This window comes from Paenibacillus sp. y28 (assembly GCF_037137075.1).
In the GTDB taxonomy this organism is placed as follows: Bacteria; Bacillota; Bacilli; order Paenibacillales; family NBRC-103111; genus JBBBNV01.
Genome location: NZ_JBBBNV010000026.1, coordinates 1 through 12,897, shown reverse-complemented (window position 1 = coordinate 12,897; position 12,897 = coordinate 1). Strand labels below are relative to the sequence as shown.

At 48.3% G+C, this 12,897-nt stretch carries 21 protein-coding genes; 19 read left to right on the top strand and 2 right to left on the bottom strand.

Features of this window, described 5'->3' with window-relative positions:
* The first annotated feature begins 47 nt into the window (after positions 1 to 47).
* The 4 genes from rplQ to rpsI all read left to right on the top strand — a co-directional run bounded on the left by rplQ (position 48) and on the right by rpsI (position 2,286).
* Positions 48 to 416 carry a 50S ribosomal protein L17 gene (rplQ, locus tag WBG83_RS17850; RefSeq protein WP_336746635.1) on the top strand — a complete coding sequence of 123 codons (369 nt, stop codon included), beginning with the start codon at positions 48 to 50 and terminating at the stop codon, positions 414 to 416.
* A gap of 76 nt (positions 417 to 492) precedes the next feature.
* On the top strand, positions 493 to 1,257 hold the full coding sequence (truA, locus tag WBG83_RS17845; protein ID WP_336746633.1) for a tRNA pseudouridine(38-40) synthase TruA: 765 nt from the start codon (positions 493 to 495) through the stop codon (positions 1,255 to 1,257).
* Positions 1,258 to 1,437: 180 nt separating this feature from the next.
* The gene (rplM, locus tag WBG83_RS17840; protein ID WP_336746632.1) at positions 1,438 to 1,875 is read left to right on the top strand and encodes a 50S ribosomal protein L13; all 438 of its coding nucleotides are present in this window, start codon (positions 1,438 to 1,440) and stop codon (positions 1,873 to 1,875) included.
* A gap of 18 nt (positions 1,876 to 1,893) precedes the next feature.
* On the top strand, positions 1,894 to 2,286 hold the full coding sequence (gene rpsI / locus WBG83_RS17835) for a 30S ribosomal protein S9 (protein ID WP_336746630.1): 393 nt from the start codon (positions 1,894 to 1,896) through the stop codon (positions 2,284 to 2,286).
* Positions 2,287 to 2,420: 134 nt separating this feature from the next.
* Here the strand turns inward: rpsI and WBG83_RS17830 are convergent, their stop codons facing one another.
* On the bottom strand, positions 2,421 to 3,569 hold the full coding sequence (locus WBG83_RS17830; RefSeq protein WP_336746629.1) for a site-specific integrase: 1,149 nt from the start codon (positions 3,567 to 3,569) through the stop codon (positions 2,421 to 2,423).
* Between the two features lie 458 nt (positions 3,570 to 4,027).
* Positions 4,028 to 4,699, bottom strand: coding sequence for a helix-turn-helix domain-containing protein (locus WBG83_RS17825; protein WP_336746627.1), 672 nt, complete (start codon positions 4,697 to 4,699; stop codon positions 4,028 to 4,030).
* Positions 4,700 to 4,878: 179 nt separating this feature from the next.
* Between WBG83_RS17825 and WBG83_RS17820 the strand changes: the two genes are divergently transcribed.
* The 15 genes from WBG83_RS17820 to WBG83_RS17755 all read left to right on the top strand — a co-directional run bounded on the left by WBG83_RS17820 (position 4,879) and on the right by WBG83_RS17755 (position 12,637).
* Positions 4,879 to 5,091, top strand: coding sequence for a hypothetical protein (locus tag WBG83_RS17820; RefSeq protein WP_336746626.1), 213 nt, complete (start codon positions 4,879 to 4,881; stop codon positions 5,089 to 5,091).
* Positions 5,092 to 5,122: 31 nt separating this feature from the next.
* A complete protein-coding gene (locus tag WBG83_RS17815; protein ID WP_336746625.1) occupies positions 5,123 to 5,488 on the top strand; it encodes a DUF771 domain-containing protein in 366 nt (121 codons plus the stop codon).
* A gap of 113 nt (positions 5,489 to 5,601) precedes the next feature.
* A complete protein-coding gene (locus WBG83_RS17810) occupies positions 5,602 to 6,447 on the top strand; it encodes a hypothetical protein (RefSeq protein WP_336746624.1) in 846 nt (281 codons plus the stop codon).
* 34 nt (positions 6,448 to 6,481) lie between these two features.
* The gene (locus WBG83_RS17805; protein WP_336746622.1) at positions 6,482 to 6,826 is read left to right on the top strand and encodes a hypothetical protein; all 345 of its coding nucleotides are present in this window, start codon (positions 6,482 to 6,484) and stop codon (positions 6,824 to 6,826) included.
* A gap of 24 nt (positions 6,827 to 6,850) precedes the next feature.
* A complete protein-coding gene (locus WBG83_RS17800; RefSeq protein WP_336746621.1) occupies positions 6,851 to 7,177 on the top strand; it encodes a helix-turn-helix domain-containing protein in 327 nt (108 codons plus the stop codon).
* 109 nt (positions 7,178 to 7,286) lie between these two features.
* Entirely contained in the window at positions 7,287 to 7,490 is a 204-nt protein-coding gene (locus WBG83_RS17795; protein WP_336746619.1) for a hypothetical protein, read from the top strand.
* Between the two features lie 151 nt (positions 7,491 to 7,641).
* Positions 7,642 to 7,842 (top strand): hypothetical protein, encoded by a 201-nt coding sequence (locus WBG83_RS17790; RefSeq protein ID WP_336746617.1) that lies wholly within the window; start codon positions 7,642 to 7,644, stop codon positions 7,840 to 7,842.
* Positions 7,843 to 7,964: 122 nt separating this feature from the next.
* Positions 7,965 to 8,231, top strand: a complete 267-nt coding sequence (locus WBG83_RS22665) for an HNH endonuclease (protein WP_442955852.1) — start codon at positions 7,965 to 7,967, stop codon at positions 8,229 to 8,231.
* Positions 8,232 to 8,293: 62 nt separating this feature from the next.
* A complete protein-coding gene (locus WBG83_RS17785; protein ID WP_336746616.1) occupies positions 8,294 to 9,325 on the top strand; it encodes a replication protein in 1,032 nt (343 codons plus the stop codon).
* Complete coding sequence (locus tag WBG83_RS17780) at positions 9,312 to 9,656, top strand: replicative helicase loader/inhibitor (RefSeq protein ID WP_336746615.1); 345 nt, start codon at positions 9,312 to 9,314, stop codon at positions 9,654 to 9,656. Before WBG83_RS17785 ends, WBG83_RS17780 begins: the two co-directional genes overlap by 14 nt.
* Before the next feature lie 397 nt (positions 9,657 to 10,053).
* Positions 10,054 to 10,512, top strand: a complete 459-nt coding sequence (locus WBG83_RS17775; protein WP_336746614.1) for an ArpU family transcriptional regulator — start codon at positions 10,054 to 10,056, stop codon at positions 10,510 to 10,512.
* 6 nt (positions 10,513 to 10,518) lie between these two features.
* Positions 10,519 to 10,698: a hypothetical protein gene (locus WBG83_RS17770; RefSeq protein ID WP_336746612.1), complete on the top strand. Its 180-nt coding sequence runs from the start codon at positions 10,519 to 10,521 to the stop codon at positions 10,696 to 10,698.
* 14 nt (positions 10,699 to 10,712) lie between these two features.
* A complete protein-coding gene (locus WBG83_RS17765) occupies positions 10,713 to 11,348 on the top strand; it encodes a hypothetical protein (protein ID WP_336746611.1) in 636 nt (211 codons plus the stop codon).
* Between the two features lie 315 nt (positions 11,349 to 11,663).
* Positions 11,664 to 12,101, top strand: a complete 438-nt coding sequence (locus WBG83_RS17760) for an ArpU family phage packaging/lysis transcriptional regulator (RefSeq protein ID WP_336746610.1) — start codon at positions 11,664 to 11,666, stop codon at positions 12,099 to 12,101.
* 239 nt (positions 12,102 to 12,340) lie between these two features.
* Complete coding sequence (locus WBG83_RS17755; protein WP_336746609.1) at positions 12,341 to 12,637, top strand: hypothetical protein; 297 nt, start codon at positions 12,341 to 12,343, stop codon at positions 12,635 to 12,637.
* The last annotated feature ends 260 nt before the right edge of the window (positions 12,638 to 12,897 follow it).

The following is a 12,897-nucleotide window of genomic DNA, read 5'->3' as shown; positions in this document are numbered from 1 at the left end:
TTTGGGCTTGCGCGTAGAAGAATAAACGCCCAAGGGAGGGAAACAACATGGCATACCAAAAACTCGGTCGTGACTCCAGCGCGCGTAAAGCGTTGTTCCGCGATTTGGTGACCGATCTTTTTTTGAATGAACGTATCCAAACGACAGAAGCGAAAGCAAAAGAACTTCGCTCCATTGCCGAAAAGTTGATTACTCTTGCAAAACGTGGTGACTTGCACGCACGTCGTCAAGTAGCTGCATTTGTTCGTAGAGAAACAACAGTAAACGGTGAGCAAGATGCAATCCAGAAGCTCTTCTCGGAAATCGCTCCTCGCTATTCTGAGCGTGCTGGCGGCTATACTCGTATTCTGAAGCTGGGACCTCGTCGTGGGGACGCAGCGCCTATGGTATACTTGGAATTGGTCGATCGGGCGTAAGCTGGCTGGTTGCAAAAGGGTGATCAGAATCGCTTGATTCTGCTGAAGCCCTTTTTTTGCCATTCGGGGGAAAGTCATGAGAAATATTCGTATGGTCATAAGCTACGATGGAACAGCTTATTATGGCTTTCAGAGCCAGCCATCCGGGAATACGATTCAGGACAAACTGGAAGAAGCCATTAAAGCGTTGACTGGAGAACAAGTTAAAATCATTTCATCAGGTAGAACGGATGCCGGAGTACATGCCAGAGCGCAGGTAGTTAATTTCTTCACGGCATCTCCCATTCCTGTAAAACGATGGTGTGTAGCATTAAATAGCAGGTTGCCGCGTGACATTGTCATCTTAGACGCCATCGAGATTTCTGATGATTTTCATGCCCGAAAATCAGCGAAGCGGAAAACGTATCGGTATACGATTAACTGCAGTCAGGTTCCTGATGTGTTTCTGGGGCATATGCATTGCTATCACCCCCGGCGGCTGGATTGGGAACAAATGAGATCGGCGCTTACTTATTTGATCGGTGAGCATGATTTTACTTCGTTCTGCACGGTTTCATCCTTGAAAGAAAACAATGTACGGACTGTATATAGTGCAACCCTGACGTTTGAGCCGTCGAATCTGGGAGAGTATGAGAAGCTGAGCGGGCTGATTCATATTGATATTACTGGAAGCGGCTTCCTGCACAATATGGTCCGGATCATTGTGGGGACATTAATTCAAATTGGGGAAGGCAGACGAAATGCGAGCGATATGCAACAAATTTTGCATGCACGAAGCCGTGCAGCCGCAGGACCGACAGCCATCGCTCAAGGATTAATACTGTGGGATGTTCGCTATTAATATAGACTTGATTCCTACTGGAATTTAAGGTATGATATTAGATGGCTTTCACAAATGGCTTCCCACGGCCCCGATTTGTGAATAGGCCACTGTAACACCTTACTTGATGATGATAACGAACTAAAAATCATGCTTTTTGAACAATAGAATTTGCTTTGTATTTTAAGGAGGATTAATGCGATGCGTACCACATATATGGCGAAGCCAAATGAAGTAGAGCGCAAATGGTACATCATTGATGCAGCAGGCCAAACGCTTGGCCGTATGGCAAGCGAAGCAGCTAGCATTTTGCGCGGCAAACATAAGCCTGAATTTACACCGCATGTTGACACTGGAGATTTCGTAATTGTTATCAATGCTGACAAAATCGTTCTTTCCGGTAAAAAACTTCAACAAAAGAACTACTATCGTCACTCCCAATACATGGGCGGATTGAAAGTAACTTCTGCACAAGAATTGCTGAACACCAAGCCTGAGCGTATGGTTGAATTCGCAATTTACGGCATGCTTCCAAAGAACAAGCTCGGCGACAAGCTGAAAACGAAGCTGAATGTTTATGCAGGCAGTGAGCATCCACATATCGCACAAAAACCGGAAGTTTGGGAACTTCGCGGATAATAAAAGGAGGACAGTTTCATGGCACAAGTGCAATACTATGGAACGGGCCGTCGGAAGCATTCGGTTGCAAGAGTGCGCCTTGTCCCGGGTGAAGGAAATATCTTAATCAACAAACGTGACATCAACGAATATTTCGGACATGAAACGTTGAAGCTGATTGTAAAACAACCACTGGCTTTGACAGAAACACTCGGCAAATACGATGTTTTGGTTAATGCAAGTGGCGGTGGCACTACTGGTCAAGCAGGCGCGATTCGTCACGGTATTTCCCGTGCATTGCTTAAAGCTGACCCTGAGCTTCGCGGTTCCCTGAAACGCGCTGGTTTCTTGACTCGTGACTCCAGAATGAAAGAGCGTAAGAAGTACGGCCTCAAAGCTGCTCGTCGTGCGCCTCAATTCTCGAAACGTTAATTTCCTTGCTACACAAGGGATTTCAGCCTCTGGCCCTCCACGGCCGGGGGCTTTCCTTTTGCCCAAATAACGTCCGTGACCATATTTTGACCATATTCATTTTATTTGACCGTACGCTGACCATATCTTTAAGGTCACAGCTCCATAAATTTTTCAAAGCGTTCGGCGGTCTTTTCTTTAACTGCCTTTGTGACGTGCGTGTAAATGTTCATGGTCATCTTAATGTCGGAATGGCCCAATCGCTCCTGAACTTCCTTGATGCTGGCGCCGGCCTCGAACAAAAGGGAAGCATGCGTATGGCGCAGGCCATGGATGTTGATCGGGTGGAAGGCATGCTGTTTGATGATGGCATCCAGTCTGTCATTAGGATAAGCAAGTCTTAACGGGGTACCATCTTGCCGGCTGAATACTAAATGATTCCCGGGAAGCTCAAAGCTTACCAGCGGCTCGCTAGCTGCCTCTCTGCGGAGTTTTTTAAGCACATCGACAGTAGATGCGTCCAAGCTGATTGAGCGCCTAGAAGCGGCTGTTTTGGAGGTCAGGGCGATGAATTCCCCATTCTCTTGAAACAAAGTTTTGCTGAAGTTGATCGTTTTGTTTTTCATATCAATATCACTCCAACGCAAGGCCAGGATCTCGCCTTTTCGACCGCCAGTGTAAATCATGAGATGGAACATCGTATAGTCCCGCAGCGAGCATTCTTGTTTCACAAGGGCTAGGAATTTTTTAATCTCGTTTTTCTCCCAGTAGTTTCGCTCCTCATCCTTCTTGTCCGCCAGAAAATCTTCTTCCAGCTTCGGTATGATGGTTCCCTTCAATGGGTTCTTGGAGATAATCTCCATTCGCACTCCATACTCAAATACCTGATTGGCGTACATCCTCATGTTATCTACGGATTTAATTTCTTTCGCCAGCTTGTTCAGCACGTCCTGGCAGTAGGCCTTGCTGATATCCTTCACCTTCAGATTGCCGAAATGCGGCAGAATTCGTTTATTAAATTTGTGCTGTACTGCTTTCTTGGTGCTGGGCTTATAGGTGCTGCTGACTGTACTGTACCATTGCTCATAGAGCTGCTGAAAGGTCAGTGTCTTGTCCTCGCTGATGAAAGTTCCGTTGGCGAGCTCCTGCTCGGTCTTGGCCGCATCGAGCTGCGCCTCCTTCTTCGTTTTGAAACCTCGTTTTGTAGATTGCTTCTTCTTGCCGTTCCTCGGATCGATCTCGCCGTAATACTTGTACATCCAGCGGATGCCGTCCTTGGTTTCATACTTTTGAAAGCTGGCCATAGGGCTCCCCTCCTTGAGTGATACTATCCGTTTGCCGGATAGTATTGTTTCTGCTTACATTGTGGTGGCCTCACCTCCTTCAAGGGAATGTATGTTCTGTTGAGTGGGCATGACAAAGCAGCCGGTTCGCCGCGCAGCTGTAAGATGCTGCGGCAGACCGGGTCCAGCGTGTAGATGAGAGGGATTTACTTGATCCGTCTCATCTCGGCAATATCAGCTTCGTTTTCAATCGACTGGACCAAAAGCCGATCGAGAATTTTCTGTTGCTCCTGTTGGATTTTTAGGATGACTAGCCGGTCCTCTCCTTGAGCACCATCATGTCTTTCTGGACTTTTCCAGCTTGGCGTTCGTCGCGCCTACGATATTGGATTATTTGTTGTAGGTGCGAACTTTAGTTATGGCCAGTTTCAATCCATCGCTCTGATTTGTTGAACGAACATTTTACACAACTTCTGAACTCAATTTTCTGGAAATGGAAGATGGTCTTTTAACAATTCGTCAGAGGGAGAATAATCCGTCAACATTAATCTTAACATTGCCAAGATCCGTTGTCTTTCGCTCTCCGAAATTAACTGCCCTTCATATTCTAAATTTGGATTCATCATTATTTTTTTTAAATCGTTTTCAATCCTAGAATTGGACCATTCGATTGCTGTTTTATTTGTGTTTGCAATAGCCGACTCGACAATCCTAATAAAGTTTCTTGTGAAAGAAATGTCGGATTTCTCACTTAATAGCTGAGCGATACCATCATTCGTATATTCAAAATCAAGAGCATTTAGCTCAGGATGTTTTTTTATTTCGCGTTGAAGTTCCAGTTTCATCTCTGGAATGATGTTTTGATTTCCGTAAAGCGGGCCCTTCATGTAAGGCTTCAAGAGAGCAAATAGGTCCCCTTGCAGGTATTCGTGCTCAAGATCACTATTTGGGAACGCCAGTCTATTCAGTTCATCGGTAGTGATTCCCAGCACCTTACAAACTTTGAGTACATTGTCCACAGAAGCTCCCCCAACGCCCCTAGTTAGCATCGATCGCAAAGTTGTATAAGGTATTCCTGCTTTTTCTGAAAAGGCCTTTGTACTTAACCCAGTTTTTTTGATCAGTTCTTGAATTACTTTTGCTCTTTCCACTTGCGTCCTCCTCAGTCATGAGTACGGAATTTCGTATTTTAAGTGCAGTATATCGTACATATTTAAAGAAGTAAAGTATATAAATTATGCAATTAAGTATTTTTTATTGACAAAAAACGAAATTGCGTATATTCTCAATTTGAAATATACGATATTGAGCACTTAAGTGAGGTGGTTCTATGTTTCCAAACTTAGAAGCAGAAATGGCACGAAGCAGATTGAAGAAATGCGAACTTTCTAAGTTTTTGGGAGTAAGGTATGCAACTGTCCACGATAAGATGAATGGAAGGTCAAAATTTACACTTGATGAGGCAGTAAAAATTCAAAAGAAATTTTTCCCTGCACTTTCACTTGAGTATCTGTTTTGGCAGCAAGCTCAGGTTACTGCCTAAGCACATAGCTGTGTTACATGTGCACCACTTTATGGAAAAAATAAGTGATTTAGGAGGCAAAGAATTGCAAACATCACCTATCGTAAAACTTGTTGTTGATGAATCATTGATTCGGGAACTTGCCAAACAGGAGATCCAGCGCATTCTCGCAGGTACCGGAGAAGGCTCTTGGTGGGACTTGAAGCGCTTAGAGTTTGAGACATGTCGGAAGCGCGACTGGCTACTGGAGAACATCCTGCTGAACCCGGATTACAAACAAGAAATGGCCTACATAACGAACGGGTGCGAAGGCGGTCGCTGGATGTTCCGGGCCGCTGCGATGCGTAAGTTTCTTGATGAGAATTTTGCTGCTTTGAACCGACGGGCGCGCAGCTTGAAGCAGGCAGTATCGAACTGATGGAAAGAGTGAACCGCCCCGCATTACTCGCTGTACCTATTCCCCGCAAGACGCGCAATACATAAGCCTCAGGCCGCCTTGGCTGCCAATAGTGATGAGAAGGGAGCAAGAACATGAAAGGTGATAGCTTAGTTGAAAGCAAGGCGCTGCGCGAGGCGCACATGAGCCGTATCGAGGTTCTGGATAAGGTTAAGAAGCTCATGCTTCTGCCGGATGACCTGCACGCGAATATTGAAATGACGGCAACCTTTTACGAGGTCGGTAAAGAAGCGATTAATTCGCTGATCAAGGATAATCGTGAGGAGTTAGAATCGGACGGCTTGAAGGTGTTGACGGGCACAGAACTGATGTCCTTCAAGGACATGGGACTAATCAGTAAAAACACAGCGGCCTTCACCATCATTCCGCGCCGTGCCATCTTGAGAATTGGAATGCTGCTGCGTGATAGCCAAGTCGCTCGAGCGGTTAGAGATCGCCTGCTCGATGTGGAAGCGGAGCGCCCGAAATCAGAACAGACGCAGGTAAATAACAACTCCGACTTGCTCCGCTTCCGGAAGGAAATGCTCATGCTTGCCGTGGTGGCGGACGTGCTCCGGCTTCCGGACAGCGGCCGGCTGAAGCTGCTCAGCGACTTTAACAAACAACATGGATTGTCCATTCCATTGCCGGCATACGTGGAAGAAGAAGTGACGGAATCGGCGAGCGTATTGCTGGAGAAGCATGACGTGGGCATTCGCGCTAGGGAATTTAATCTGCTGCTCATTCGGCATGGCATTCTGGAGGAGAAGGAACGGCCATCCAGCAGCGGCGGCACCAAACAATTCAAGTCACTGACCGAGCCGGGGCTGCGCTACGGAAAGAACATCGTTAGCCCGAATAATCCACGGGAAACGCAGCCGCATTACTATACCCGGACGTTTCACGAACTGCTTGTGACGGTGGGGTTGGCAATTGTGTGAATTGGGATTGTACCAAAACAAGGAGGCGGTTTGATTGAAAAATAACGTAGTCAGCACAGCTCTGGCGATGACGGAATCGATCGCTCAGCTCAAAGGCTTGGAACGGTTGTTCGAAGATGTTCAGGTGAAGCTGGGGCTTTTGTGCGAAGATATGGCTCGCGCTGAATTGCCATCGATGGGGAGTGAGTCGCTGTTGCGCTTGCGCGAGAATCATCGGGAAGTCCGCATGCTGGCGGAGCTGGTGATTCATCTGGTAAGGCAGCTTAATGAGACCCAGGAAGAAGCATCGGCTGCCGGCGAAGATTTGCTTAAACAGTTGGGATACAACCGTTCCGGCTTCAGAACGAACGGGAAAGAACTCATTCATCAATTTGCCTGAGTAGGGCACAAGGAGGCGTATCGTTTGAGAACATATAAAATCACTATCCGCGCAGCGCGGATTAATGCGGGACTGACAGGAACACAGGCTGCCGACCTGCTGGGAATCTCGGCAAGGACCCTGAGCAAGTACGAGCGTAATTCGGGAAAAATGACGCTTGGCGTCATAGTAAAAATGCTCGCGGTGTACGCTGTCCCATATGATTTGCTGTACTTCGGGCCAGAATCGGAATGCGTTAAACGTAACAACGAGCTGTCCCCCCTAGAACACAACCGCGACAGGATGCCGGGAAGCCGATTGAAACCGGCGGGGCCTGCTTGCGTGAAAAGCGCACGTGTGGCTCCAGTATGAAATGCCGGGAACTCCTTGGAACGATAGTCTTTCTGTATGCGTTTTGCCCGCTGGGTATGTTGTGGTTCGTTTGTCTGGTCGCTGTATTTCGATGAGGGGAGGTGTAGGAGTGGATATGACGCAGCTTTTGGATTACACAGACCTGGCTGCCATCAAAGTCGAGGTGAACGAGGCCATCCTTAATCTAGTAGACGAGCCTGGGATTTCGCGCGAGAGGGTAGCAAAAAACCTCTTATCTGTCGTAGCGAAGATCACCGAGATGGAGAAGGTCATGATCGACAGAATGGAAAAAGCCTCCCAATCCGAAGATTGAGAAGCCACTGTTTCCGAAGTTTCCCTCTCGTTATCTTGGCGGATCGCCGAGGGAACTTCAACCACAATAAGAGCCAATTCACTCTTGCCGTCAGTATAGCGCATTGGCTGCAGGGACGCAAGAGCGATCGGCCGACTGGAGGAATTTGCCCATGTTAAATTCTATGTCCCGCCCAGCGGTATATGCTTCGATGATTCGCCGATACGGCCTGCGCACGGTTGTAGCTGTTGCCATTGAGGAAATCGACAATCTTTGCCGGGAGGAAAATCTTTCGGAATACATCCGTGAGCAAGCGCTGAAGCAATGCAAAAAAGATATGCGTCTGGCGTTGGAGGAGCTGCGAGTCCATTGAAAACACCTGAAGAACAATCAAGTCACCAGAATCGCCACTGCAGCGTATGCGGAAACCTCAATTTTCTGCCTATGTTCCACTAGCAGGAGAAAGACTTCAGTTTGTGTTACCGGTGCGTGTTTATGCTGTACGAGCAAGCCTTCGGCAGGCCGTATGCCGCCCCCAGGGGGTCCAGCGGCACCCGAACCGGAAAGCCATCGACGCGGATACCGGATGAACTGAAATGGTCAGTTTGGGAGCGTGACAACTTTACTTGCCGGCGCTGCGGCCGAAGAAGCCAGCTAGCTATAGAGTTGTTTGTTCCCCTGGATAGAGGCGGCACGCTCGACAAGACGAACCTGGCGACCTGGTGCCGGAGTTGTAAGGCGAAGAAGAAGGGGCGCACGTAAGCAAAAGCAGAAATGTCGTTAAATCAGAACAATTGATCGTTACATAGAGAGGTGGGGAGTCGGTGGTTTCCAGCGTTAATCCTCAACCTACTGATGGCCACATTCGAATATCACATGAAATCCATCGAGAGCTGATCAGGCGGAAATTCACTCAACGGCAGCGGAATATTATTGATTTTGTGCTGACGCTGAGCTGGGGATGCAAGAAGCCATCGGCAATCATCCCCCAGTTGAAGCAATTTGAACAGTGTGGGGTTCGTAAAAATCACATTCGACAGGAATTAGAAACCCTTGTCGAAAGACAAGTATTGATTTGGGAAAAAACACTGAGCGTTTTTCAAATAAACAAGCATTACGATCAGTGGACCGTTGATGTAATTGATTCATTCGATGCCAAAACAATGAGCGAATTAATTCAAATTAACCTAAAAAACGACTCCCCAAATCTATCAAAATCGGTTCCCAAAAAGGGAACTGAGTTCCCGAATCAGGAACCGGAATACGGTTCCCGAAATGGTGACAAAGTTCCTAAAAAGGGAACTAGGTCACAAAAAAAGGAACCGTATGGTTCCCAAAAAGGGAACTTTCCAGTTCCCAAAAAGGGAACCGTGATAAGCGATTATCCCAGTCGTATCAAGGGATTTCAGCTCTCTAAAACAATTATTAAAACAATTATTAAAAAAAGATCTACTACAACTACTACAACGGCGGCAGAAGAATCCGCTCCGGAAGAATCTGCTCAAATTGAATTCTCCTTCGGGAACGTGTTTAAAGCTTATGAGAAAAATTTCATAGCAGGGGGCAAGGTTACTGCTTTCGATGCTGATGAATTTTCAATCTTGTTTGATGACTTTGGTGGTGAATGGCTGCTGCTGGCGATGCGGGAGGCATACCGTCAGGGGCCAGACAAGCGGAATCTTGCCTATGTGCATGGTGTGCTGAAAGGCTACAAGCAACGAGGCGGTCCAGAGCCGCAAGGGAATCGAACACAGCCTGAGGACAGAAGTAACCCTCAGACCAGAAAAACCAAACAGCGAGCCCTTGATGCGCTTCGCAAAAAGGCAAAGGAGGAGCGCGAGCGTGAACAGAGCTGAAGTCATTGAGCTGTTTATCGAAATCAAACAAGAATACCCCAACTTTGACGACAGCGACGAGGAAATCAACCGTCATCTGAAGTACCTTCAGGATTTCCCTTTTGAAACTGCGATGGAAAACGTCGTGCGGCATATCAAAACTAACAAATGGCCGCCCGGCATCGCAGATATCCGCGGACGGCTGGGGGACCAGTTGGAGAGCCAACGAAGCAAGGAGCAGGCACAAGCCTATTTTGCAAAATTGGATGCTTTTGAAGCTAATCATGCTCCACCACCCGAAGGGTATTGGGAAGCCTTGAGACGGCGCCTGCAAGGAGGTGGGCATGAATAGAGCTGAGAAGCATGGAGGGCAGCCGCATTTATGAGATGGCAGAAGGTGCATGGTATCGCTGTAGGGAGGGCTGGAGATGAATTATCGAATTTCCGGGCCGGGCCTTAAAACGTTTCGACGGCTTGCATGACAGGAGGCATCATTCGTTCATCGTCGATTCTGGGCAAATCATTTGGGGTAATCAGTGCTTTTTGTCCATCGGCATTGGCATTTATTGTCGAATGTCAAAAAGCCTTAAAAGGGCGTTTATGCTCGTCTGATGCGGGATGAAAAAACCGACATAACATTATCCATAATTTAGGGTCTTTATTATAGGCAGTAGAAAGAGCGCGAGGGAGGAGGCGCCCGGCTTGTCCTTATGCGTGGTCGAACGGCAAGAGGGGGAGGACGGCTGACGATGGTACAAACCAAAGTTAACAAAAGTGCAACGCTCAAAAGAGTGCGAGGGGCGCTACTCAAGGCGAGAGAGTACAAGCTGTTCGGGAGTGTCCGCCGGGAAATTCGACTGACAACGAGCTATGAGCCCCGGTATCACGGAGAGACGAACAACATTCGGCGGCCTGTGGAAGATTTGGCCACGGACAACCTAGAGGATGAACTGACCAAGGGACTCTATGATAGCGCAATGATTGCTCTTGCTCATCTTCCGGAAAGGGAGCGCAAATTGCTTGAGGTTATGTATTTTGAGCACGATCGCCCACCTTACTGGAAAATGGCCGAAAGCTTGCATATAGGCGAAAGCACCCTGCGCCGGCTACAGACCGCAGCTGAACTGAAGGTGGCTAAAATGCTGGGGTTGGAGGTTTCGGAACTGCAAGAGGGGGAGCGGTCGGAACCTTGCAATGGAGGGAGGTGAACCACAATGTCCAAGAGTGCGGAAGAAATGATGCTTGAAGAATATAAGGCAAAAAAAGCGAAGGAGGCTGCCGAAGCGCAGCGCCGTCAGCAGGTGTTGCAGGGTGTGATTGACTTTGCAAAGAAGGATCGGGAAGAAGCAACAAAATCGGCGGCGGAGCAACGTCGCTACTTTTCGGAAAATTAGAAGGGGGTATCACAATGTTCAAAGAACTGGAAGATTTTAAAAAAGCGGCGGCGCAGCACCAGGAGCGCCTGCAGAGGTTCAGCAAAGAACTGAAGGAGCTGCGTGAGGAAAGGGCGCGGGCTACGGAGCTTTACAGTATCATGACGGCCGATGACAGCGCCGGCCTGCAGGAATACAGTGTGTCGGAACTGAGCCGGGCCAAACGTCGAGTGGATGAGCTGGACGAAGAAATTACGGTCGCTCAGGAGCGATTGGAGCGGCTGCAGAGCAGCAAGCTTGAGCAGCTTGAAAAAAGCATCCAGGCCGCAACGCAAGCGTGGGAGCGTGAGGCGGCTCTGTATAATGCAGCACTGGAGCCGGTTTTCGATGAGGTTAGGGCGCATCGGGCGCGAATGCTCCTTGCCATTCAAAAAGCCGGCGGCATCTATGCTCAGGCTCGGGAGGTGTTCGAGCAATTAGAGATTGAACGAAGTAAGGCTGGTTTGCTAGCGATACACAATGTTGGAACGACGGATATCCGGACGTTAACGATGGATACTTACGAAGGTGGGAAGCTGACAAAGATCGGTTTCTTCGGGGGATTCGATCAGCTTTTATTGGCATATTATCAAGGCGAAGTGCCGGAGTGGGTGGAGGCATACAGGGAATAATCTTTGGTTACAGTGCAGGCCGGCGGATATCGTTGGCCTGCCTGCTGCGTCAGAGGGAAGGCCGGCTTCATGGGGCATGAATATGGTGCGAAAGGCAACGTTACCTTTGACCATAAAAGTAACGTTGCCTTTGCTCGGTGACCGTAAGAACGAGATTTGAGAGGAGAAGAGCGGACGGCTTGCTGCCGCCAAGCTGCATGCAGCCCGCAGCAGAGTGTTTTGCAGTGGGCGGCTTCGCGGTTCTGGGTTGAGCGATTCTTCTTGTGTCTTTCAAGGACTCATATCAGCGCAATAACACGGAGGAGGTACGGCACATTGGCGCGTGTGAAAATTCCTTCAGCAATAGACAAAAAGGCGACAAGGGCAGCCATAGAGCAGCGCCTGGAGTCGGCCCGTATATATAGGCAAGTGGGATTCCTGCGGCGCGAAATGAAGACGACAGCGTCAGCGGAGCCACGCTATCACGGTGCTACAAATGCTGTCGGCAAGCCCGCAGAGGACGTGGCCGTCTATAATGTCGATGCCGAGGCCCGCATGCAGGAGCAGTACGAGCAGGTCGAACGGGCCGTGAGCCGTTTGGGCCGTATGGAGCGCCGGATTATTGAGCTGCGCTACCTGGACGATGAGGATGTGTTCGATTATCAGGTCTGTGCCGAGCTGCACCTGAGCGAAAGCAAATTCTACCGGCTCAAGGTCGCTGCTATGTACAAGCTGGCGTTGGCGCTGCGATTAGAGGTGTATTTGGAGGATTGAAGGCGTCCGGGAGCCGCACCCGGTCAACGTCGAGACGATCGTGTCTGAGATCGTGCTACCTCAAGGGACACCGTATTCATCGTTAAGGTGGCATAGCGGCTTCAGGTCGAACGCACGCAATATTTTTCCGGTTCTGCTCTCTTCGGGGAGGATATTCGACAATTTCTCTTATAGACAGTTATGGTTAGACATGAGAAAATAGTATTGTGTCGAAAGTAATAGAGGAAAGGGGGATAAAGTTGCCTAAAGTTAAGAATGTTGAAAAAAGAATTTGGGAAGTTGAAGACTTTGCTGTTAATTTCTTATATCCCGGCGGAAGTAATGTCAAAGGCAGTAAAGAAGGGATACCACAGTACCCACATGAACGAAGATCCCGAAATGACTGGACAGTAAGTGAGTGGAAAAAGAAGAAGTTTTCCCAAGCTTACCCTGGGTATGATGTTGAAGTCTTAAACGGAGATGGAGAACCCGTCTCTGGGCAAACTAAATTAATTACAGTCCGTGATTCATACATAGAATACGATGAGACAATGTAAAGCACCTTAACCGGTGCTTTTTTATGTTCTCTTGATAAGAACCCATGTTTGTATTAAATCGCTGTTGGGGGGATAGCTCCAGAAAGAACTACTCCCGTTTGCTTTAGCTGAATAAGGGTAAGCGTCAAACCAATCCCACCTGTTCGTAGGCAAAGCAATCCCTCATAATGAATCCATCATGCCAACGAGAGGATGGATTCTAAATTGGAAATGAATCTGCAAGCCATATGGAGCGAGCGGATCGCGGCCTACCAGGCCAG

What these genes read in the sequence shown, in the direction of transcription:
- rplQ (WP_336746635.1), top strand. Translation starts at nt 48, where the DNA reads ATGGCATACCAAAAACTCGGTCGTGACTCCAGCGCGCGTAAAGCGTTG.
- truA (WP_336746633.1), top strand. Translation starts at nt 493, where the DNA reads ATGAGAAATATTCGTATGGTCATAAGCTACGATGGAACAGCTTATTAT.
- rplM (WP_336746632.1), top strand. Translation starts at nt 1,438, where the DNA reads ATGCGTACCACATATATGGCGAAGCCAAATGAAGTAGAGCGCAAATGG.
- rpsI (WP_336746630.1), top strand. Translation starts at nt 1,894, where the DNA reads ATGGCACAAGTGCAATACTATGGAACGGGCCGTCGGAAGCATTCGGTT.
- WBG83_RS17830 (WP_336746629.1), bottom strand. Translation starts at nt 3,569, where the DNA reads ATGGCCAGCTTTCAAAAGTATGAAACCAAGGACGGCATCCGCTGGATG.
- WBG83_RS17820 (WP_336746626.1), top strand. Translation starts at nt 4,879, where the DNA reads ATGTTTCCAAACTTAGAAGCAGAAATGGCACGAAGCAGATTGAAGAAA.
- WBG83_RS17815 (WP_336746625.1), top strand. Translation starts at nt 5,123, where the DNA reads ATGGAAAAAATAAGTGATTTAGGAGGCAAAGAATTGCAAACATCACCT.
- WBG83_RS17810 (WP_336746624.1), top strand. Translation starts at nt 5,602, where the DNA reads ATGAAAGGTGATAGCTTAGTTGAAAGCAAGGCGCTGCGCGAGGCGCAC.
- WBG83_RS17790 (WP_336746617.1), top strand. Translation starts at nt 7,642, where the DNA reads ATGTTAAATTCTATGTCCCGCCCAGCGGTATATGCTTCGATGATTCGC.
- WBG83_RS22665 (WP_442955852.1), top strand. Translation starts at nt 7,965, where the DNA reads ATGCTGTACGAGCAAGCCTTCGGCAGGCCGTATGCCGCCCCCAGGGGG.
- WBG83_RS17775 (WP_336746614.1), top strand. Translation starts at nt 10,054, where the DNA reads ATGGTACAAACCAAAGTTAACAAAAGTGCAACGCTCAAAAGAGTGCGA.
- WBG83_RS17770 (WP_336746612.1), top strand. Translation starts at nt 10,519, where the DNA reads ATGTCCAAGAGTGCGGAAGAAATGATGCTTGAAGAATATAAGGCAAAA.
- WBG83_RS17765 (WP_336746611.1), top strand. Translation starts at nt 10,713, where the DNA reads ATGTTCAAAGAACTGGAAGATTTTAAAAAAGCGGCGGCGCAGCACCAG.